Below are 19753 nucleotides of genomic sequence, written 5' to 3' on the forward strand. Positions count from 1 at the left end.
ACTTCTCACAAAACATATAGTATGATGATTTCAGTAAATTAGATTTCAATGACTATAATATAAATTAATGAGAGGTGCTTTTTGTGAGTGCGGTAGGTACTAAATAGGAAAAATTTAATGAAATAAATCGGATAAGACCAGGGGATTTTTATGTATATCATACCCCTAATTTTGTCATGGATTTATTTCGATACCTATGAAGATACCTACAATACTTTATAAAGCGTGTAATAAGGGGATTGCCATCCGTTTTTATGGCTTATTTCCTCATATGTTATTACTCATGCCTTGTAAATGTAAAAGCTGCGGTATCCCCGCAGCTTTTTTGTATATATTTTAAATGTATAAAAATGGTAATTAAATAATGTAGGGCTCATTGGAATCTAATGAGTAGGTATCTTCATTTATGATAGAAATCAATCAAAGTGAGGAGAAACAAAATGAATACGATGACTTTTGAAAAGTTACAATATAACGAATTAAAGGATATAGTGAAATCTTATTGTGTAAGTGGATTAGGTAAAGAATTATTAAATAAATTAGAGCCGAGTACGAGTATAAAAGTAGTGAGGAATCGCTTGAATGAAACGACAGAAGCACGAGCTATAGTAGATGCAGAAGGGCATGTTCCTTTCTTCGGCATTTCAAATATTGCTAGTACAATTCAAAAATTAGAAAAAGGGATGATTTTAGATCCTGAAGAATTAGTAAGTGTTTCAGACTTTTTACGTGGTTGTAGAAAGATTAAAAATTTTATGTTAGATAAAGAATTTTTTGCGCCAGTATTAGCTTCTTATGCGAATTCAATGACTGAATATAAAAGTATTGAAGAGGAAATCAACTTTTCCATTAAAGGTAATAGTATTGATGCAGCTGCGAGTAAAGAGTTGAAACGAATTCGAAATAACATTGATTCTGTAGACGGAAAAATAAAAGAGCGCTTAACGAAGTTTTTAAATAGTAGTGCAAATAAGAAGTATATTCAAGAGTTCTTTATTAGTAAGAAGGATGATAGGTATACAATTCCAATTAAATCTTCTTATAAAAATCAAGTTGCGGGAAGTATAGTTGAAGCGTCCGCTAAAGGCTCTACTGTATTTATAGAACCACACACTGTTACAAAGTTAAATGCGGAACTCGCTAGTTTGAAAGCAGAAGAAGCGATGGAAGAGTATCAAATTTTAGCGACTTTATCAGGAATGGTAGTAGAAAATATTTATCATATAAAAATTAATATGGAATTAATTAGTCAGTATGATATGGTATTTGCAAAAGCGAAGTTTAGTAAATCGATCGATGGAATAGAGCCAAAGTTAAATGATCATGGCTACATTCATTTAGTAAATTGTAAGCATCCGCTTTTAAGCGGAAAAGTAGTACCGTTACACTTTGAAATCGGTCAAAACTATCGTAGTTTAATTATTACAGGACCAAATGCAGGCGGGAAAACAATTGTATTAAAAACAATCGGATTGTTAACTTTAGCGACAATGTCAGGATTGCATATCGCTGGAGATAAAGAAACAGAAATTGCTATTTTCGAAAATGTATTTGTAGATATTGGTGATAATCAAAGTATCGAAAATGCACTCAGTACATTTTCATCTCATATGAAAAATCTATCTGAAATTATGAGGATGTCAAATAATAATACGCTACTATTATTTGATGAAATAGGAAGCGGGACTGAACCGAATGAAGGGGCAGCACTTGCAATTTCTATTTTAGAGGAGTTTTATCTTGCGGGATGTATTACAGTTGCGAGTACGCATTATGGTGAAATTAAACGATTCTCAGAAATGCATGATGATTTTATGAATGCGGCGATGCAATTTAATAGTGAGACGCTAGAACCACTTTATAAATTAGTAATCGGTAAATCAGGTGAAAGTAATGCGCTTTGGATTGCGAATAAAATGAACGTAAGAGAGCGTGTACTGCAAAGAGCGAAAGAGTATATGGGAAATAAAGAGTACGCTCTAGAAAAAGTGAATGAAAGCAAAATTAGAAAACCGAAATTTGTGCAAGGAAAAAGAGAAAATCATTACGAGTACAAAATCGGCGATCGTGTAAATGTATTAGATTATGATGATTTTGGTATTATCTATAAGGAAATAGATAATTTCTATAACGTCGTTGTATATTATAACGGTGAATTTGTTGAAGTGAATGTAAAACGTATTACTTTAGAGGTAGCGGCGAAGGAATTATACCCAGAGGGATATGATTTAAATACACTATTTGTCGATTATAAAGAAAGAAAAATGCAACATGATATTGAGCGCGGATCGAAAAAAGCGCTTCGTAAAATCCAAAAAGAAATAAGGAAGAATAGAGGATAATATAGAATGGTAACGATTAGACAAGAACAAAAAAATGATTACAGAAAAACAGAAGAAGTTGTACAACAAGCATTTTTAAATGAAGAATTTAGTGATAAAAAGGAACATGAACTTGTAAAACGTATTAGAGAATGTGACGCATTTATTCCTGAATTATCAATCGTTGCAGTAGATGAGGAAATCGTTGGTCACATTATGTTATCGGAAATTACGATAGAACAGGATGGGATTTCTGAAGAATCATTAGCACTTGCACCAGTTTCAGTTGCTAGGGGCCATCAGAAAAAAGGAATTGGTGGAAAACTTATTGGAGCTGCGTTAGAAAAAGCGAAAGAACTTGGATACGGGTCAGTTGTAGTATTAGGACATCCAGAGTACTATCCGAAATTTGGCTTTAAGAAAGCAAGTAAGTGGAATATAAAAGCACCATTTGAAGTGCCTGAAGAGGTGTTTATGGTGATGGAATTAAGGGAGAATGCTCTTGAAGGTGTAGAAGGAGTTGTTCAGTATTCGAGTGCATTTGCTGAGTAGGAATATCAGTTAAGAAATGTAATCATAAAAGATGCTATCTTTTTGTAGAGATATACAGAAAGATAGCTTTTTTTATTAAGCAAATTCACTTACGTATATTTTGCTCAATGAATAATTAAGATGGTAAAATTGATATAGAAATGTAAAAGGAGAGAAAAGGATGAAGAATAGAGAAACAGATAGCAATGAGAATGTAGTTACGTTATATGTTACAAGACACGGAAAAACAATATTAAATACGAATCATCGCGCGCAAGGCTGGGCAGACTCCCCGTTAGTAGAAAAAGGTGTTGAAGTTGCCTCTAATTTAGGAACAGGATTAAAAGATGTTCATTTTACGAATGCGTATAGTAGTGATAGCGGCCGAGCGATTGAAACTGCTAATTTAGTATTAAAATATAGTGAGCAATCAAAGTTAAAACTTGAGAAAAGAAAAAAATTACGAGAATTAAATTTTGGTATTTTTGAAGGTGAAAAACTTGAAAATATGTGGGATGTGGTTGGAAAAGCTGCAGGCGTTGCATCACCAGAAGAACTTATGAAGTTTTCTATTCAAGAAGTGATTAATCTGATTAGAGCAGCAGACCCTACGAAACAGGCGGAAGATTGGGAATTATTTTCTACTCGTATAAAAGCAGAGATTGATAAAGTTAGTGAAGAAGCTGCTGCAAATGGAGGTGGCAACGTTTTAGTTGTCGTTCATGGGCTTTTGATTACTGCATTAATTGAAATGCTAGACAGTAGTAAAACAAAACTTGGAGTGGAAAATGCAAGTGTGACAAAGATTGTATATCAAGATGGAACATATACAGTCGAGTCTGTTGGGGATATGAGTTACGTTGCAAAAGGGAAAGAAAGTGTGGAAATATAAAAATAAGAAAAGGAAGATAGAGAAATCTAGCTTCCTTTTCATTTTGTGAATTACGGGATTAATAAAATCTTCCCTGTACTTTTTCTGCTCTCTAATAAATTATGTGCAAGAGCACCATCTTGTAAGGCGAATGTAGTAGGATTCGCAATGTTTAATTTTCCAGTAGTGATCCAATCAAATAATTGAGTAGAGCGCTGCTTACGTTCTTCAAAAGTAGTAAGCACATTCCAAAGGTCTCCGCCAGTTAAAGTTTTTGAAGTATCCATCAGCATACGCGGATCAACGGGCGCAGGATTACCGCCGGCCATTCCGTAAAATACGATAGTGCCACCAGTTTTAGTAGCGCTAAAACTTTCCTCTAATGTAGAACCTACTGATTCATATACAACATTTACTCCATTACTGTTTGTTATTTCAAGTACTTTCGCCGGCCATGCTTCCGTATATAAAAATACGTGGTCAGCACCAGCTAATGTAGCTATTTGTGCTTTTTCTTTTGATGACGTGAGGCCGATTACTGTTCCGCCTAGTAGTTTAATTATTTGGATAAGAAGTTGCCCAACACCACCAGCTGCGGCATGTACTAAAGCTATATCACCTTGTTTTATTTCATAGCTATCTTTCGTTAAATAATGTGCTGTTAATCCTTGTAATAAGACAGAAGCGGCTGTTTCAAAAGAAATAGAATTTGGAAGTGTAATTGCTTTTTCAGATGGAACGGCAACTAATTCTGCATTTGAGAATGGTACATCAGCAAATGCAATACGATCTCCAGGATTAATATTCGTAACGTCAGCTCCTACTTTTTCAACAATGCCAGCCCCTTCATAACCTAATATATACGGCGGGTTGCCAGCGAGATGATAATCACCGCGGCGTCTATAAATGTCGGCGAAATTTAAACCGATTGCTTTCGTACGGACAAGAACTTCATTTGGATTTATGATTGGATCATTTAGTTCTTTATATTGTAGTACATCCGGATTTCCGAACTGTTCGAAACAAAGTGCTTTCATATGGAATACCTCCATTTATATTGTTTGTCGATGCTCTTTATCATACAATACAAATATCGATAGACAAAGAGGATTATTTCGATGGAATCAATCGAAAATTACGATTGAAAAGAGGGATGAGAAATGGAGATAAAACAATTAGTTACATTTAAAATAGCCGCGGACACTTTGAATTTTACACAAACTGCGAAGAAATTAAACTTTGCTCAATCGAGCGTAACAGCGCAAATTAAAACGTTAGAAGCTGAGCTAGGTACGCCGTTATTTGAAAGATTAGGAAAACGCCTTTTCTTAACTGAAGCAGGTAGGAAGTTTCAACTATATGCCGACAAGATGATTGCACTCAGTAACGAAGCAAAAATGGCTGTGAAAGATGATGAGGGAATAGCAGGTACATTAATAATCGGTGCGCAGGAAAGTCAATGTACATATAGACTTCCTTCTATATTAAAGAGGTTTAAAGCACAATTCCCTCAAATAAAACTTATATTTAAACCAGCGCATTCCAATAAAGATGCGAAGGAACAATTGATGGAGGGAAAAGTCGATCTTGCCTTTATTTTGGACGAATGTAAAACAGAAGATGCTTTACATGTGGAGCCGCTTATGAAAGAAGAATTAAAAATAGTAGCTGCTTCAGGGCATCATTTACTCGAGAAAGCTTCCATTTCTACAAAAGATTTAGAAAGTGAGACGCTGTTGCTAACAGAGCTAGGGTGCTCGTACCGGACTTTATTTGAAGAGCTACTTCGTACAGAAGATGTGTATCCAGCAAATAAAATTGAGTTCGTTAGTGTAGAGGCAATTAAACAATGTGTTATTGCAGATTTAGGTATAGCCGTTTTACCCGCGATAGTAGTAGAAAAAGATATACGAGAGGGAACGATAAAAGAGTTACATGTAGAAAATGCAATTTCACCGATTTATACACAAATTGCTTGGCATAAAGATAAATGGATGACAGTGCCACTGCAGCAATTTATTGATGTAACGAGGGAGTTTCTTACAACGGATTAAGTGGAGAAATATTTATTTTATATAGTAGTAAAAATGGCAATTTTGTATAAAGAACCGATGCTTGCATGAAACGAGTATCGGTTCTTTTATGTTTTAAATAAAGGATGCTATAAAATGTGTATTTCTCAACTTTTTTTCTTAGATGGATACGTAAATTTCTTCGTATATTCCAATAATCATAAGGAAATTTACAACGTTTATTGGTTTCTGTAAGATGCCTCTAGGAAGTATGAAAGGAGGGGCGTACATAGGGGATAGATTGTCTTTATTATACGTACTTATTTTGAGGGGGAGATTTAAAATGTTTAAAAAGCTAATGAAAGTATGTGCGTTAAGTGTAGTGAGTGTCGGGGTATTATTTAGTTTTCAAGAAAGTACATTTGCAGCTACTGATTTAAGTAGTTATTATGACGGAAAAAATCCAGCAACAACAAAGGTATACGGGGGAAGTACAACGTGTGATGCTGATGGATTTAATGCAAAGTCTACAGCCGTGTACGAAGGTAGTAAAAAAGTAGGAACAGTGTATTTACGTTACAGTAATAAATGTCATGCAGCATGGTCTAAGCTTGTTTTAGATCAACCAGCACCAGCTGTTTCTGGAGGAGTGTATGCGTACGCTGTTGTGAATAAATACAAAAATGGTGTATTCCAAAAATCAGTCACTTCTAATCAGGGAAACGGCACAATAAAAACAGGTCAAACGAGCACTTATACAGGAATGGTATTTGATTTAACTGCTGATTTCGGATACACAGCAGATGCTGAAGCGGTTACGTTTAATAACGGTTATGGAAAAACAGGACGCTATTAAAAAGGAGTGGAATACTTTGAAACTTTTAAAAAAGCTAAGCGCATGTTTTTGTCTATCATTGCTCGTTTTAACTAGTGTGTTTAGTACGACGAATAGCGATAAAGCATATGCAGAAGATCATTCGTATGATGGGAAAAGTCCTTACTATAATAGCTGTGATCAATCCGCTGTAACGAAAGAAAAGAAATGGATTGATTCCAATTCTTATGTAGAATTAAAGTTTAGCACGACGTGTAAGACAGCATGGGCGAAAGTTACAGTAACTCGTGCAGCAGTATATAATAACGAAGCTGATGCAAGAATCGTAAGAAAAACAGATGGAAAGGCATATACTTGCGGGAGTGCTGGAGGAAATGGTGTTGTGAATAAAGGGCAAACATCATGCTATACGCCAATGGTATATGATTTAGATCCAAGAAAGGCACAAGCGCAAGGGAAACATGCTATTCCGAATAGTGATGCATATAATTATGCGGAGACAATTTGGTATTAATATAATACATGAGTTAAGAGTTGTTATTGGATATAAAAATGAAAGAGCCTTACTGCATTTTATTGTGGTAAGGTTCTTTCAAGTTGTTGATAGTTTAAGAACAGTTATTTACAATGATATATCTTTATAATCACTTTTAAGTATTGCCATAATAATTTCATCCGAGTATGTATCGTTATAAAATAAAGATTGACGTAAGGTTCCTTCTTTTACAAACCCAACTTTTTCATAAGCTCTAATTCCGCGTAAATTATGGCTAAACACTTCTAACTGTAAACGATTTAATGATAGTTGTTCAAAAACAAAACTTAAAACTATTTTAATAGCTTCAGTTCCATAGCCTTTTCCTGTTAATGACATAGAAAGCATCGATATTCGGAAGCCTGCTCTTTTGTTACCCTCATCGATATCTAAAATCGACAACTCTCCAATCATTTCGTCATTGCTTTGTAAACAAATAGCGAAATCGTAGCGACTCGAATCATTATTTATATGAGCTATATGTGTCTTTATTTGTTCCAATGAAAAAGTAGGTTTGGTTCCAGTCATATAACGTATCTCTGTATCCATCGTACTTTCTAATATAATTGGGGCATCTAGTTCGCAAAGAGGTCTTAAATAAATTCTTTCACTCTCTAATCTCATTATAAATTTCTCCTTAAGTTTGGTGATAGAGTATATAAATATTTTTGCTCTACATGGAAGAAGAGTTTTATTTTGTGTATTGTTTGAAAAGTATGTGTCTTACTTTGATGTTACATGAATTTTATAATGATATGGTATACCTAAAACAAATAATAAAAGTTTTATACATAACAAAATGCATCAACAAGTTTTTTAATAGTCGAATTAACTAAGATCTGTATCAGGAGGAGTATATCCAAGGTGACGAGTCATTGATACAATTTGTCCTTTATGGTGAAACTCATGAGTCTCTGTATGAGTTAAAAGCCATAGCGGAGTTGTGCTCCAAGGCTCTTTTTGCCATTTCACTTCATTTGCTATATTTTCGAGCCATCGGTCATTGTATTCATCTAAAAAACGTATTACAACCTCATCTACTAACTTAAATCTATCACGGACTTTCTCGATATCTGCATGCTCAATTTCATAATCACTAGCAAATGAAAAATCTGCCCGTTTTTGCTTGAATGCGAATGATCCAAGCCAGTATCGGTAGCAATCGGCTACATGAATATGCGTCTTTATAATGCTACCGCTTCCGAAATTTGGAACAGTGCTATGTAATTTTTCTAGTGGGATTTCTCCCAAAAATGTAAATAGAGTTTCTCTTGTAGAACTAATAAGATTATATTGTTGTTTTAAAATATGTAACATGTAATTGACACTCCTCTATTATTTACTAAACTAACTGTGTAGTAAGTAATTCTATATTTATTAGGGGTGAACCTTTTAAATATTATTACTAAGCATATTAGATGTTTTTCTTAATCGTTTCTGATAGATTAAACAAGGTGAAACTTTAATAAGTTGAACATTCTTAGTTCATAATAAATTGTGCATGAAGAAAGGGAACGATAAAATGAATAGAATAATTGGTTTAAAACAATTTGAAATAACGCGTGGGGCATTAGTTAAATTTATTGAAACGTTAGATGATAAAACTGCGGATACGCAGCCAGAGGGTTTTAACAATACAATTCGTTGGCATATCGGTCATGTGTTAACGGCAGCAGAAGTTTTCATGTTTGGAAAAGAATTCAAACAATTACCAACTGAATATCCAGGTATGTTTGGGTATGGATCAAGACCGTCTAAATGGAAAACAGAAGGACCATCGTTAGAAGTGTTAACGACTCAATTAAAAGAACAAGCAAAACGTATTAACGAAATTCCAGCAGAAGCATTTGAAAATAAACTGCCAGAGCCATTCCTAGGATTGGAAACAGTAGGGGAGCTTTACGGTATGATGCTTTATCATGAAGCTGATCATATTGGACAAATGAAGGCGATGGAACGTATTATTAAGGCTCTTTAGTTGTAATTGCATATAAAAAACGAAATTATATTGTGAAATATTATAATGACAAAAAGGATAGATAATTTATTATCTATCCTTTTTGTCGTTGAGCTTAAAGAATTATGAACGATTGCCATCGTGATACTGATAAAGTAGGTATAGTTATTATATTTGTTTTACATAATAGAAAAATATTGAAGGAAATACAGAATTAAGGTTGCAAAAGCCGTACGAAATATAAGTATAATAATAGAGAAGAACTAGAAATAGGGGTGAATACTATGATTACATTAGAACAAAAGTTGGAGCAATACACACATACGTATGGACAGTTAAAGGGAGAACTAAAATGGAAAACGAGTGATTCTCGAACAGGAATGATGATTGCTGCTATGTATGCAGGTAGTGATAAATTGTTTGATCTCGGACGTTTTTTAGAAATTAGTAGTTATATTAAGAATCAGGTAGGGATGTTTTCATACTTGAAGTCTTATCATCGCTTTGTGGTGGCCGCAACTTTAGATATTCACTTTACAGATTACAAGGAAGCTTTCCGGAAGTTTTTAGATTTATATGAACAATTGGTCGCTGGTGGTTTTAGCCGAAGTATATTTACTTATCTCGCAGCAGCTGTGCTTTTAACAGAAGAAAATGAACAGCATGGCACGCACATTCAGCGTTCGATGCAAGTATATAAACGTATGAAAGAGGATCATCTTTTTCTTACAGGTACAAATGATTATCCGCTCGCGGTTTTACTAGCAGGACAATCAGAGAATGTAGAAACACTTATGGACCGAGTAGAACGTCTGTATCAGAAACTAGCGAAAGCTGGTTTGCGTAAAGGGAATGATCTTCAATTTTTAAGTCATATCCTCTCACTAAAGAAGGATGTCCGTGAAGAAATGTTAGTTGCAACATGTACAAACATATGGAATTTGTTAAAACAAGAAAAGGTAAAAGTGAAACAGATGCATTATCCAGCTATCGGGCTACTAGCGTTACTTGAAGATGGAGAAAAAGAGATTCATTCTATTAAAGCATTGATTGAAAAATTGCAGGGGGAGAAATTGTTCCGTTGGCATACAGATACAAATATTCTTATTGCTATTCAGCTGTTCGTAAGTCAGAAAGGTGAGGAAAGTAAAGCTACCAACACAGGTTTACAAACTATGATAGAAGTCCTTATACAAGCACAACAAGCAGCTATGATGGCAACGATTGCCGCTTCATCTGCAGCAACATCTTCTGCTAGTAGTAGTTCATAATGTGCAACGAATGGCTTATGCTCTTGTAATTCATAACTCCTTTGATAAGGGCGGTTTAAAAAATATTATTAAAAAAGCCCATCACTCTCTAATGAGTGATGGGCTAACTGTTTTTACATAATCAGCATTATCTTTTCGATTCCTTCAAATATTTGAGTTGTGTAACAATCATAATGCTAATAACAACGAGTAAAAACCATGAGCTAATTTTGCTTAAGTGAACGAGATTCCATGCTTCCCGTTGATTTGGATATTGCCATGCTCCGAAAAATGTTGCGATGTTCTCTGCAATCCAAATGAAGAAACCGATAAGGAAGAAGGAGAGAACGAGTGGCATTTTATATGTAACGCCTTGTAATGAAAATTCTACAAATGTGCGAGAGAAAACAATGAATAGTAGTAAAGTTAATATCCATCTAAAGTCGTATGTAAAGTGGTGTGTGAAAAAATTGAAGTAAATCATTGCTCCTAGAGGTATTGCAAAAATAGCTTTCGGCCAATGATGCATTTGCAAATGCAATCTTCTCCACGCTTGGCATATGTAACTTGCAACACTTGCATACATAAAGCCGCTGTAAAATGGAACTCCAAAAACCTTTGAATATGCCTCTTCCGGATAACTCCATGAACCGAAATGTACTTTATATATTTCTAGTAAAAGGCCGATGAGGTGGAAGACGGTAATTACTTTTAATTCGTCTTTCGTCTCAAGTCCAGTTTTATACATAAACCACTGCATAAGAAGACATACGATGAGTATGAAATCGTAGCGGTATAACCCTGGGATAGAAATGATTTTTGAAAGGGCTAGTGTTAAGAAAATAACGACTGGGAATAAGCAAGATAATGCTTGCTCGTAAGTGAAGTATAGTAGTTGTTTTATATATAACATTGTGTCACCTTCAATATTTTTATTTGAAAACTCAAAATAATGACTAAGTATACTACAATTTTAAAAATAAGCTAGTAGTCTATTTGGCGTGTATTTGTAATTTTTGGAAGGAAGTTGTAATAGGTATTTTAATATTTAGCGAAGTGAAAAAATAGTTTGCTATTTAAAAAAAGTGGAGATATAATATCTAAATGAAATTGATAATTATTATCAATAATAATTACAAATAAAAAATATTTATAAAAAACAACTGAATATAAAGGATGAAATGAAACATGTTACATAAGCCTGCTGTATATGCTGGCAATAATCGCTGGCTACATATTAAGTTCATATGTTTCATGAGCTTAACAATTTTATGTTTAATCGGCTCTATATTTTTAGCTGTTGCATTTGGTGCAAAGGATATCCATTTGGAAACCGTATGGGCAGCGGTTTTTGATTATAATCCGAAATTAACGCAGCACCAAATTATTTATGAATTAAGACTCCCGAGGGTAATTGGTGCAGCAATTGTAGGAGCGGCTTTTGCGGTGGCTGGCGCTGTTATGCAGGGAGTAACACGAAATCCTTTAGCGGATGCAGGTGTGCTTGGCATAAATGCAGGTGCGATGTTTGTAGTAGCACTTAGTTTTGCCTTTTTCCCGCATATGCCGTATTCCTATTTAATGATTGTCTCCTTTATTGGAGCGGTTTTAAGTACAGTGCTCATTTTTATTATCGGATCAGCAACATCAGGCGGATTAACATCGATGAGATTAACGATTGCTGGAGCAGTTATGGCAGCGCTTTTGCATTCGTTAAGCTCAGGTGTTGCAATTTATTATGATTTAAGTCAAGATTTAGCATTTTGGTACGCTGGTGGTGTTGCAGGGGTTAAGTGGGAACACTTGAAATTTTTAGTTCCTATTATTCTCATAACGATTGTTTTTGCGACAGTGTTAGGGCGATCTATTTCACTCATATCAATGGGGGATGATGTTGCTACGAATTTAGGAGTAAAAACGAACCGAACGAGAATACTAGGGATGATTATAGTAGTCACCCTTGCAGGTGTATCTGTTTCAGCTGTTGGCTCTATTGGGTTTGTAGGACTTGTTATTCCGCATATTGCTAGAAAATTAGTCGGTGTTAATTATCGACTCATTATTCCTATGTCAGCGTTATTAGGAGCTATGTTAATAGTTTTAGCTGACTTAGGGGCAAGAACAGTAAACCCTCCTAAAGAACTTGCGATAGGAATTATGGTAGCTCTTGTTGGAGTTCCGTTCTTCCTCTATATAGCACGTAAAGTTGGGAGGGAGCTATAAGTGAAGGAGCTTATGAACACAGATAAAAAGAGAGCTATTACTGTAACTACAATTTTTGGTTGTATTAGTATCGCTGTCATTTTAATTAGTTTAAATACAGGGACACTGAGCATAGCGCCACTTAAAGTAATTCAAACACTTTTCGGTTATGGTGATTTTGAGAGTGCAACAGTGCTATACGATTATCGTATGCCAAGAATTATAATTACAATGTTAGCCGGTATTGGCCTTGGGATTTCCGGTGCGATTTTGCAAGGGCTATCACGTAATGCACTTGCAGACCCTGGTATTTTAGGATTACATTCAGGTGCATCTTTCGGGCTAATTATATTCGTTACTTTCTTTCATTCTATTAATGAGAATGCATCGATTTTAATACCGTTATTTACATTTGGCGGGGGAGTACTAGCTGCGTTTTTAATTATTATACTTGCGCATGATCGGTCAAAAGGTTTACTTCCTATTAGACTTATTCTCGTTGGTATTGCTGTTTCAGCTGGCTTTAGTGCGATTTCGTTATTTTTCTCCCTCAAGTTAAATGATGAGACATATACATTCGCTTCTAGATGGTTAGTTGGTAATGTGTGGGGAAGAGATTGGATTCATGTCCTAGCATTATTACCTTGGATTTTCATACTAACCCCGTATGCATGGCTAAAATCTAAAACGTTAAATGCATTGTCACTAGGTGATAGTGTGGCAGCAGGACTTGGTGTTTCTGTTCAAAAAGAACGCTTACTTCTTTTAGCTACAGCGGTTGGATTATCTTGCGCGAGTGTATCGATGGCAGGAGGGATTGGTTTTATCGGTTTAGTTGCTCCGCATATTGCAAGAAAGTTAGTAGGTAGTACCTATCAACATTTCCTTCCACTAGCTGGCATTATCGGAATGATTATTTTAGTACTAGCAGATACGATAGGTCGTTCTATATTCGAGCCAAATTCTATTCCAGCTGGTGTAGTAGTGGCAGCTTTAGGAGCACCGTATTTTCTTTATTTACTTACAAAAACAAAATAAATACTTCAAAGAGGAGAACATATGAAAAAGAAACTTACTATTTTATTTAGCATGATGTGTATTTTAGTATTAGCAGCATGTGGTCAAACGAAATCTAATGAAGAGGCAACGAAAAAAACTGAAAAAAGTAATAATCCGAAAATCGCTTCTATGTCCATTCACTTAACGAATAATTTACTGGCATTAGGAATTAAACCTGTAGGCTCTGTTATTGGTGGAGATTTAAAAGATTTCTTACCACATGCAAAAGAGCAGTTGAAAGATACGAAGAAACTTGGTGTTGTAACGGATCCGAATATGGAAGCATTACTTCAATTGAAGCCAACTGACATTTATGTGGATGAAAAATACGCGGGAAAAGATTTAGCGAAATACGAAAAAATTGCAAAAACACATTCTTTCAATTTAGATGAAGGTACGTGGAGAGATCAGTTAAAACAAGTTGGTAAACTTGTAAACCGTGAGAAAGAAGCTAATACATATATTCAAGATTACGAAGAGCAATCAAAACGAGTAAAAAGTTTAATAGATAAAGAATTAGGTAATAACGAAAAAGTAATGGCAATTCGTGTTACTGCAAAAGAATTACGAGTATTTAGTACGAAAAGACCGATGGGACCAATTTTATTCCAAGACTTAGGATTACAACCTGCAAATGGTGTAGAGAAAATTGATGGAAACCGTCCTTTCGAAGTCATTTCACAAGAAGTATTACCTGACTTTGATGCAGATGCTATTTTCGTTGTTGTAAATAGAGACGATAAGGCAAAAGCTGCATTTAAACAACTTCAAGATACACCAATTTGGAAAGACTTAAAAGCTGTTAAAGGAAAGCATGTATACATTATTAATGACCAGCCATGGCTTGACTATTCTGCTTTAGGTAACAAAATGGCAATGGATGAAGCAGAGAAAATGTTTACGAAATAATATCGATTCGTTGTTAGGAAGATCCTCTAAATTTTGAGGGTCTTTTTTTATTGTTAGAATAAATGAAAAATTATACAATGAATGTAATTTAATGTAGAGGAGATGTGCCAATGTCAGCGCTTATTGTAAGTATCCCGTTTAAGAAACAGTTTATGGAACAAGGGGATAAATAGGCTAAAATAAGTATCCCCGTTATTAAAAAAGGGGGAGTTTGAAATGATGATGAATCTTTTTCAAAATAAAACTGTTAAATTATCCGCTATTAGAGAATCAGATGCTGCAGTAATGGCTATGTGGCAAGAAGATAGTGAGTATTTAAGGAATGTCGATACAGATTTGGCATTCCCGCAATCGATACAAGAAATAGCAAGTGATGGGCTATTAAAAGGACGGAGATCCAACAGTGTTTCTTTCATGGTAAGGACAGTTCAAGAAGATCGCTTAATTGGTTTTGTAGCGATTCATGGCATAGAGTGGAATAACAGAACAGGTTTATTAGCTATTGGTATAGGAGATGCGAATGATAGAGGGAAGGGATATGGAAGAGAGGCAATTCATCTTATTTTAAAGTATGCATTTCATGAATTGAATTTGCACCGCATCGGTCTGGATGTGATTTCTTATAACAAAGCTGCTATTGAGTTGTATAAAAAGATGGGTTTTCAGATGGAAGGCTGTATGAGAGAAGCGGTTCAAAGAGATGGGAAGTGTTTTGATCGTATCATTATGGGGATATTGCGGGATGAATGGATAGAGATGCAAGATTAAAAATGCAGTCTTATATGTGTAATATGCAGGAGATAAAACGATAATTGGCGAATTTTTACAATGTACTGATTGAAATTATAAGGAGTTATGCAAAATGAATTTAGAAAAAGCAAAACCAGTAAATGAAGAGGTCGCTGAATTAAAGGAACTAATTAAAGAATTGCACGGAAGTGTACATCAACTTCAAAGCGAAGTGCAGCAACTAAGGCACGAAAGACCGGTTGTTGAAGTGCGAAAGGGTGTTCAACTATCACCAGCAATCATCGGACAAATTGGCGGTATGATTTTAGGTGGATTAGCAATTATCGGTATATTTTGGTGATGAAAAAGGTATGCAGTTTAACGCTGCATACCTCTTTTAGTGTCGTTATTTGTCGGTAAGTCGATATTTTCTGTCGAATCGTCGATATAATTAGAAAATCGTTGATATATTCGAAGAAACGATCGATATAATTTCACACACTACAACTTTTACATTAAATAACGTAAATAAATATAAGCGTGTGATAACAATAATGCAATAATAGTTAACGGTAACCCAATTTTTAAAAAGTCCATATATGAGAAAGCATGTCCTTCACGTTTTGCAATACCAGCAACGACTACGTTTGCTGATGCTCCGATTAACGTTCCGTTTCCTCCTAAGCAAGCTCCAAGTGATAATGCCCACCATAGTACTTCGATTTGCGGAGAATCGACAGATAGTCCGAGCCCTGTAGCTAAATCTTGAATAAGTGGGATCATCGTTGCGACAAATGGGATATTGTCAATTGTCGCAGATGCGATGCCTGATACCCATAAGATAAGTATAGCGGCAAAACCGATATCACCATTCGTTACGTCGAGTACTTCTTTTGCGAGTGAAGAAATAAGTCCGATATCAATTAACCCGCCAACGAGAACGAATAGTCCAGCGAAGAAGAAAATAGTTACCCATTCAACGTGGGCAAATACATCTTCAATATCATGTTCTTTCACGCCAATTAGCATAAGAAGTGTAGCGCCTGTCATCGCGATAACCGCAGCGTCTACATGAATAATCGAATGAAGTACAAAGCCTAAAATAGTTAGTCCTAAAATCGAAATGGATTTTAAAAGGAGGCTTTGATCTTTAATATAATCTTTTTCATTTAATGCCATTAATTTTTTGATTTGCTCAGGTGTTGTTTTTAGTTTGTTACGATACAGGAAGTAAATAATGCCAAGTGTCACGATAGAAATAATAATTACGATTGGAGCTAAGTTTAGTAAAAAGGCATTAAAATCTAAATGCTTATTTGCTGATCCAATCATAATGTTAGGTGGATCACCGATTAATGTTGCTGTTCCGCCTATATTTGAAAATAGTACTTCTGAAATTAAATAAGGAACAGGATTTACTTTTAAAATACGTGTAATAGATAGTGTAACAGGTACGATTAATAATACGGTTGTTACGTTGTCCAAAAATGCTGAACCGACAGCAGTTAATAGGGATAGCAATAATAAAATGCGGATTGGTTTTCCGCCAGCTGCCTTCGCTGCTTTAATGGCCACAAATTCAAAGACGCCTGATTGACTCGTAATATGTACGAGAATCATCATCCCAATTAAAAGGGTGATCGTTTCCCATTGAATATGTGATGTGAAAGCGGTATGTAAATCTACAATTCCAAAAATAATCATAATAGCAGCACCGAATAGTGCAATTACAGCACGATTCAATTTCTCAGAAATAATAAATCCGTACGTGACTAAAAATACGGCAATTGCAAAATAATATTGCCAATTTGCTACTTCATGTGCTGATTGTTCCAATCATGTCACCTTCTTTAAAGTATGTATTCAATTGTAAACATGCATCCTTCTGCATAATTTATATTGTAGCAAATTCAAAAAAGAAAGAAAACTATTTAACAAAGTGAAGGAAAAAATGTGTTTTTTACATATGATATAAAAAAATAAAGAAACACAGTGCAAATTATTAGGAAAAGTGGGCGTTGTCCTCTAATATAGAGATAGCAATTTACATTATTTTTGCGTAAAATGGTTTAAAGAGGTGAATTCCGATGGAAATAGTAAAAGATAGTTCTCTTATTCAAAATGAAATTGAACGTTTTGTAAATAAAGATGTATATATTCATTTAGAAACAACGAACGGAGCGTATGCGTCACACTTTAACGAAAAGATGATGACAGTTGGAGCATTCATTCGAAATGCAATTATTCGCTTTGAACGTGGGAAGATTACTGGAACAAATCCATACCGAGTTGGTTTAAAAATGGATCATGGCTGGGTATATGCAGAAGGTATTACGCACTGGGAAGTAGACGATAAAGAGCGTTTATTACTTGCAGGGCACGATAATCAAGGTCGCTTAGCAGTTGCACTTGAGTTAAGCTTAACGCCATTTAAGTAAGAAGGAGGGAAACTTATGGAGAGACATGTACTTGTTGTATTTCCGCATCCAGATGACGAAGCATTTGCGGCGGGAGGAACAATTCGCTTATTAACAGATCAAGGAGTACCTGTAACGTATGCATGTGGTACTTTAGGACAAATGGGACGTAATATGGGGAAAAACGTATTCGCTAACCGTGAAACGATTCCAAATATCCGTGAAAAAGAATTGAAAGATGCATGTGAAGCGATGGGAATTCAAGATTTAAGAATGCTTGGTTTCCATGATAAAACGTTAGAATTTGAAGATGTTGATTTCGTTGCAGATAAAATTGAAGCAATCATTCAAGAAGTAAATCCATCTCGAATTATTACATTTTATCCAGAGCACGGCGTACATCCAGATCATGATGCATTTGGCCGCGCTGTAGTTCGCGCTGTATCACGTATGTCAAAAGAAGAACGTCCAGTTATTCATGCGGTTGCGATTACGAAAAATCGTGAAGCAGTACTCGGTGAGCCGGATGTTGTAAATAATATTAGTGAAGTATTCGAGCATAAATTAGCTGCACTAGGTGCGCATCGTTCACAAACAGAAGCGATGTTAGAAGAAACACATGCAAAAATAAAAAATAAAGATGCAGCAACGTTAAAATGGCTGCAACTTGAACAATTTTGGACTTATAAATGGGAGTAGGCTAGAAGGGAACCTTCTAGTAGCTCTTACATAGAAAAAGCACCGTCATTTGTGACGGTGCTTTTTTAGTGAATAATTTTTATTCTCCGCTATTTGAGAGTAACCTTCACTTTATCGTGTACTCCATTCTTTTGTAAATTCATCATGATATGCTTCGCTCCAATGGTATGGCTGCAACTCTTTTAACGGTTTGAAAATGATATCTTGTTTAGAATTTGTAATGGCGCATAGTACTTCTGGTCCCCAATAAAATAACCGTTCTTGGCATACACCACAAGGTGATAATACTTTTAATTCAGAATGCTCATTTTCCCTTGCAAGACAAATAGAATGTGTAACTTTCTTATGAAATTTATGTGCTTCTAAAATTGCACCTGTTTCCATACAAAGTTCTGTTGAAGCGTTTATTACGTCAGGGGCCACACTTGTATAAATGGATCCATCTTCTACACGGATTGCTGCAGCTCCGCCCCAATTATGTGGATATCTTTGGTCAATTAAATTTTTCACTGCATCATATAATTGTTGTTCAATGCTCAATTGTATTTCCTCATTTCTGCTTAATTTTCGATTCAATGACTGTTATTTTTTTAGTAATACCGTTAAAAAAGAATAGACATTCAATTTCAAACTATAAATGCAAGAATTACTTTTCATCTGCATACTTTTCCTCTAAGGCAATTAATAGAGGAATTGATATAGTTACAAGAATGATTAAAGTGGTTATAAAGGATTTAGAAAGAGAAAAAGAACCTTCGATTAAAGGTGATAAAAACTTGAATGAAAGTATACTTGTTATTAAGGAAACTACTAAAAAGCTAAAAAGAGACACATTTTTATTTTTGATAGATGTTTCTATAAAATCTTTAAGACAGCTTATGACGACAAATATAGTTAATATAATAAGAGAAATAAAATAATGTGTTACATTTGTCATACTAATAGTAGGATCGTCTATTATGTAAGCAAGTAACTTAGATACTAACATACCTCCAAATAATAAAATAATAAAAGCAAGTAATCCTTCCGATGTATAAGTGCTGAAATTATCTTTCTTGTTAAAGAGTTTATAATTCAGAGTAGATTGGCTTATTTGAATTAGGAATAGGATAATAATCCACACATAATATACAATTGGTAATTCTCCTGAGAATAGAGCAACCAGGAAATTTATTACTGTCCTCAAAATTTCAATCATTACAAAAATCCTCCTGTGTGTAAGCTTTGCGACATTAAAATATGCTAGTCTATCGTGCAATAATTTGATCTATCAATTCAAACTATTCCTAATTATTCCATAAAAAGGTGGTGGCATCAAGTTATCTTTTTAACAAATACTCTAAGGCCTAGCACTAGAAAAAGAAACGCAATATGTAATATAATTGAAAAAGTATATATTAAAATCAATGTTAATATTACCCTCCTA

The 19753-nt window shown here is 34.8% G+C and carries 22 protein-coding genes; 15 read left to right on the forward strand and 7 right to left on the reverse strand.

The window, feature by feature from the left end; genetic code table 11:
* The first annotated feature begins 440 nt into the window (after positions 1 to 440).
* The 3 genes from QEP67_RS10170 to QEP67_RS10180 all read left to right on the forward strand — a co-directional run bounded on the left by QEP67_RS10170 (position 441) and on the right by QEP67_RS10180 (position 3744).
* Positions 441 to 2342, forward strand: coding sequence for a mannonate oxidoreductase (locus QEP67_RS10170; RefSeq protein WP_001095198.1), 1902 nt, complete (start codon positions 441 to 443; stop codon positions 2340 to 2342).
* 6 nt (positions 2343 to 2348) lie between these two features.
* Positions 2349 to 2873 (forward strand): N-acetyltransferase, encoded by a 525-nt coding sequence (locus tag QEP67_RS10175; RefSeq protein WP_000256484.1) that lies wholly within the window; start codon positions 2349 to 2351, stop codon positions 2871 to 2873.
* A gap of 160 nt (positions 2874 to 3033) precedes the next feature.
* The gene (locus tag QEP67_RS10180; protein WP_000797119.1) at positions 3034 to 3744 is read left to right on the forward strand and encodes a histidine phosphatase family protein; all 711 of its coding nucleotides are present in this window, start codon (positions 3034 to 3036) and stop codon (positions 3742 to 3744) included.
* A 50-nt stretch (positions 3745 to 3794) separates the two neighbouring features.
* On the opposite strand, the gene QEP67_RS10185 is transcribed toward QEP67_RS10180, so the two are convergent.
* Positions 3795 to 4760, reverse strand: coding sequence for a quinone oxidoreductase (locus QEP67_RS10185; protein WP_000645246.1), 966 nt, complete (start codon positions 4758 to 4760; stop codon positions 3795 to 3797).
* Positions 4761 to 4883: 123 nt separating this feature from the next.
* Here QEP67_RS10185 and QEP67_RS10190 point away from each other — a divergent pair, with 123 nt between their 5' ends.
* The 3 genes from QEP67_RS10190 to QEP67_RS10200 all read left to right on the forward strand — a co-directional run bounded on the left by QEP67_RS10190 (position 4884) and on the right by QEP67_RS10200 (position 7084).
* On the forward strand, positions 4884 to 5777 hold the full coding sequence (locus QEP67_RS10190) for a LysR family transcriptional regulator (protein WP_000403925.1): 894 nt from the start codon (positions 4884 to 4886) through the stop codon (positions 5775 to 5777).
* A 301-nt stretch (positions 5778 to 6078) separates the two neighbouring features.
* Complete coding sequence (locus QEP67_RS10195) at positions 6079 to 6591, forward strand: DUF2690 domain-containing protein (protein ID WP_000473729.1); 513 nt, start codon at positions 6079 to 6081, stop codon at positions 6589 to 6591.
* Between the two features lie 16 nt (positions 6592 to 6607).
* Positions 6608 to 7084: a DUF2690 domain-containing protein gene (locus tag QEP67_RS10200; RefSeq protein WP_000771045.1), complete on the forward strand. Its 477-nt coding sequence runs from the start codon at positions 6608 to 6610 to the stop codon at positions 7082 to 7084.
* 108 nt (positions 7085 to 7192) lie between these two features.
* Here QEP67_RS10200 and QEP67_RS10205 read toward each other — a convergent pair whose 3' ends face one another.
* The gene (locus tag QEP67_RS10205; RefSeq protein ID WP_001235426.1) at positions 7193 to 7729 is read right to left on the reverse strand and encodes a GNAT family protein; all 537 of its coding nucleotides are present in this window, start codon (positions 7727 to 7729) and stop codon (positions 7193 to 7195) included.
* A gap of 204 nt (positions 7730 to 7933) precedes the next feature.
* On the reverse strand, positions 7934 to 8422 hold the full coding sequence (locus tag QEP67_RS10210) for a DinB family protein (RefSeq protein ID WP_000902419.1): 489 nt from the start codon (positions 8420 to 8422) through the stop codon (positions 7934 to 7936).
* Positions 8423 to 8606: 184 nt separating this feature from the next.
* Between QEP67_RS10210 and QEP67_RS10215 the strand changes: the two genes are divergently transcribed.
* Together QEP67_RS10215 and QEP67_RS10220 are read left to right on the forward strand one after the other, a co-directional pair.
* Positions 8607 to 9083, forward strand: a complete 477-nt coding sequence (locus QEP67_RS10215) for a DinB family protein (protein WP_116891135.1) — start codon at positions 8607 to 8609, stop codon at positions 9081 to 9083.
* 263 nt (positions 9084 to 9346) lie between these two features.
* Positions 9347 to 10333, forward strand: a complete 987-nt coding sequence (locus tag QEP67_RS10220; RefSeq protein WP_000631194.1) for a DUF4003 domain-containing protein — start codon at positions 9347 to 9349, stop codon at positions 10331 to 10333.
* A 127-nt stretch (positions 10334 to 10460) separates the two neighbouring features.
* Here QEP67_RS10220 and QEP67_RS10225 read toward each other — a convergent pair whose 3' ends face one another.
* Positions 10461 to 11225 (reverse strand): DUF817 domain-containing protein, encoded by a 765-nt coding sequence (locus QEP67_RS10225; protein ID WP_000965754.1) that lies wholly within the window; start codon positions 11223 to 11225, stop codon positions 10461 to 10463.
* Positions 11226 to 11500: 275 nt separating this feature from the next.
* Between QEP67_RS10225 and QEP67_RS10230 the strand changes: the two genes are divergently transcribed.
* From QEP67_RS10230 to QEP67_RS10250, 5 genes are all read left to right on the forward strand, one after another.
* Positions 11501 to 12535, forward strand: a complete 1035-nt coding sequence (locus QEP67_RS10230) for an iron ABC transporter permease (protein WP_000902670.1) — start codon at positions 11501 to 11503, stop codon at positions 12533 to 12535.
* Entirely contained in the window at positions 12536 to 13552 is a 1017-nt protein-coding gene (locus QEP67_RS10235; RefSeq protein ID WP_000661398.1) for an iron ABC transporter permease, read from the forward strand. It abuts the gene before it with no gap.
* Positions 13553 to 13573: 21 nt separating this feature from the next.
* Positions 13574 to 14482: an iron-hydroxamate ABC transporter substrate-binding protein gene (locus QEP67_RS10240; protein ID WP_000728228.1), complete on the forward strand. Its 909-nt coding sequence runs from the start codon at positions 13574 to 13576 to the stop codon at positions 14480 to 14482.
* Positions 14483 to 14698: 216 nt separating this feature from the next.
* A complete protein-coding gene (locus QEP67_RS10245) occupies positions 14699 to 15250 on the forward strand; it encodes a GNAT family protein (RefSeq protein ID WP_000980147.1) in 552 nt (183 codons plus the stop codon).
* A 94-nt stretch (positions 15251 to 15344) separates the two neighbouring features.
* A complete protein-coding gene (locus tag QEP67_RS10250; RefSeq protein ID WP_001047301.1) occupies positions 15345 to 15572 on the forward strand; it encodes a hypothetical protein in 228 nt (75 codons plus the stop codon).
* Positions 15573 to 15721: 149 nt separating this feature from the next.
* Here QEP67_RS10250 and QEP67_RS10255 read toward each other — a convergent pair whose 3' ends face one another.
* Positions 15722 to 17047: an ArsB/NhaD family transporter gene (locus QEP67_RS10255; RefSeq protein WP_000438012.1), complete on the reverse strand. Its 1326-nt coding sequence runs from the start codon at positions 17045 to 17047 to the stop codon at positions 15722 to 15724.
* A 251-nt stretch (positions 17048 to 17298) separates the two neighbouring features.
* Between QEP67_RS10255 and QEP67_RS10260 the strand changes: the two genes are divergently transcribed.
* On the forward strand, positions 17299 to 17649 hold the full coding sequence (locus tag QEP67_RS10260; protein ID WP_000407039.1) for a YojF family protein: 351 nt from the start codon (positions 17299 to 17301) through the stop codon (positions 17647 to 17649).
* A gap of 15 nt (positions 17650 to 17664) precedes the next feature.
* A complete protein-coding gene (gene bshB2, locus QEP67_RS10265; protein WP_000439469.1) occupies positions 17665 to 18327 on the forward strand; it encodes a bacillithiol biosynthesis deacetylase BshB2 in 663 nt (220 codons plus the stop codon).
* A 111-nt stretch (positions 18328 to 18438) separates the two neighbouring features.
* Here bshB2 and QEP67_RS10270 read toward each other — a convergent pair whose 3' ends face one another.
* Both QEP67_RS10270 and QEP67_RS10275 read right to left on the reverse strand, forming a co-directional pair.
* Positions 18439 to 18867, reverse strand: coding sequence for a cytidine deaminase (locus QEP67_RS10270; RefSeq protein ID WP_000021272.1), 429 nt, complete (start codon positions 18865 to 18867; stop codon positions 18439 to 18441).
* A gap of 106 nt (positions 18868 to 18973) precedes the next feature.
* Positions 18974 to 19525 (reverse strand): DUF5823 family protein, encoded by a 552-nt coding sequence (locus QEP67_RS10275; protein ID WP_000570028.1) that lies wholly within the window; start codon positions 19523 to 19525, stop codon positions 18974 to 18976.
* Between the last annotated feature and the right edge of the window lie 228 nt (positions 19526 to 19753).

This window comes from Bacillus cereus group sp. MS39 (assembly GCF_040448665.1).
Lineage (GTDB): Bacteria > Bacillota > Bacilli > Bacillales > Bacillaceae_G > Bacillus_A > Bacillus_A wiedmannii.

Bases quoted from the DNA above. Each gene is read 5' to 3' on its own strand.
- QEP67_RS10210 (WP_000902419.1), bottom strand. From the start codon at position 8,422: ATGTTACATATTTTAAAACAACAATATAATCTTATTAGTTCTACAAGA.
- QEP67_RS10205 (WP_001235426.1), bottom strand. From the start codon at position 7,729: ATGAGATTAGAGAGTGAAAGAATTTATTTAAGACCTCTTTGCGAACTA.
- QEP67_RS10225 (WP_000965754.1), bottom strand. From the start codon at position 11,225: ATGTTATATATAAAACAACTACTATACTTCACTTACGAGCAAGCATTA.
- QEP67_RS10175 (WP_000256484.1), top strand. From the start codon at position 2,349: ATGGTAACGATTAGACAAGAACAAAAAAATGATTACAGAAAAACAGAA.
- QEP67_RS10230 (WP_000902670.1), top strand. From the start codon at position 11,501: ATGTTACATAAGCCTGCTGTATATGCTGGCAATAATCGCTGGCTACAT.
- QEP67_RS10180 (WP_000797119.1), top strand. From the start codon at position 3,034: ATGAAGAATAGAGAAACAGATAGCAATGAGAATGTAGTTACGTTATAT.
- QEP67_RS10195 (WP_000473729.1), top strand. From the start codon at position 6,079: ATGTTTAAAAAGCTAATGAAAGTATGTGCGTTAAGTGTAGTGAGTGTC.
- QEP67_RS10260 (WP_000407039.1), top strand. From the start codon at position 17,299: ATGGAAATAGTAAAAGATAGTTCTCTTATTCAAAATGAAATTGAACGT.
- bshB2 (WP_000439469.1), top strand. From the start codon at position 17,665: ATGGAGAGACATGTACTTGTTGTATTTCCGCATCCAGATGACGAAGCA.
- QEP67_RS10245 (WP_000980147.1), top strand. From the start codon at position 14,699: ATGATGATGAATCTTTTTCAAAATAAAACTGTTAAATTATCCGCTATT.
- QEP67_RS10220 (WP_000631194.1), top strand. From the start codon at position 9,347: ATGATTACATTAGAACAAAAGTTGGAGCAATACACACATACGTATGGA.
- QEP67_RS10185 (WP_000645246.1), bottom strand. From the start codon at position 4,760: ATGAAAGCACTTTGTTTCGAACAGTTCGGAAATCCGGATGTACTACAA.
- QEP67_RS10215 (WP_116891135.1), top strand. From the start codon at position 8,607: ATGAAGAAAGGGAACGATAAAATGAATAGAATAATTGGTTTAAAACAA.
- QEP67_RS10170 (WP_001095198.1), top strand. From the start codon at position 441: ATGAATACGATGACTTTTGAAAAGTTACAATATAACGAATTAAAGGAT.
- QEP67_RS10250 (WP_001047301.1), top strand. From the start codon at position 15,345: ATGAATTTAGAAAAAGCAAAACCAGTAAATGAAGAGGTCGCTGAATTA.
- QEP67_RS10190 (WP_000403925.1), top strand. From the start codon at position 4,884: ATGGAGATAAAACAATTAGTTACATTTAAAATAGCCGCGGACACTTTG.
- QEP67_RS10240 (WP_000728228.1), top strand. From the start codon at position 13,574: ATGAAAAAGAAACTTACTATTTTATTTAGCATGATGTGTATTTTAGTA.
- QEP67_RS10275 (WP_000570028.1), bottom strand. From the start codon at position 19,525: ATGATTGAAATTTTGAGGACAGTAATAAATTTCCTGGTTGCTCTATTC.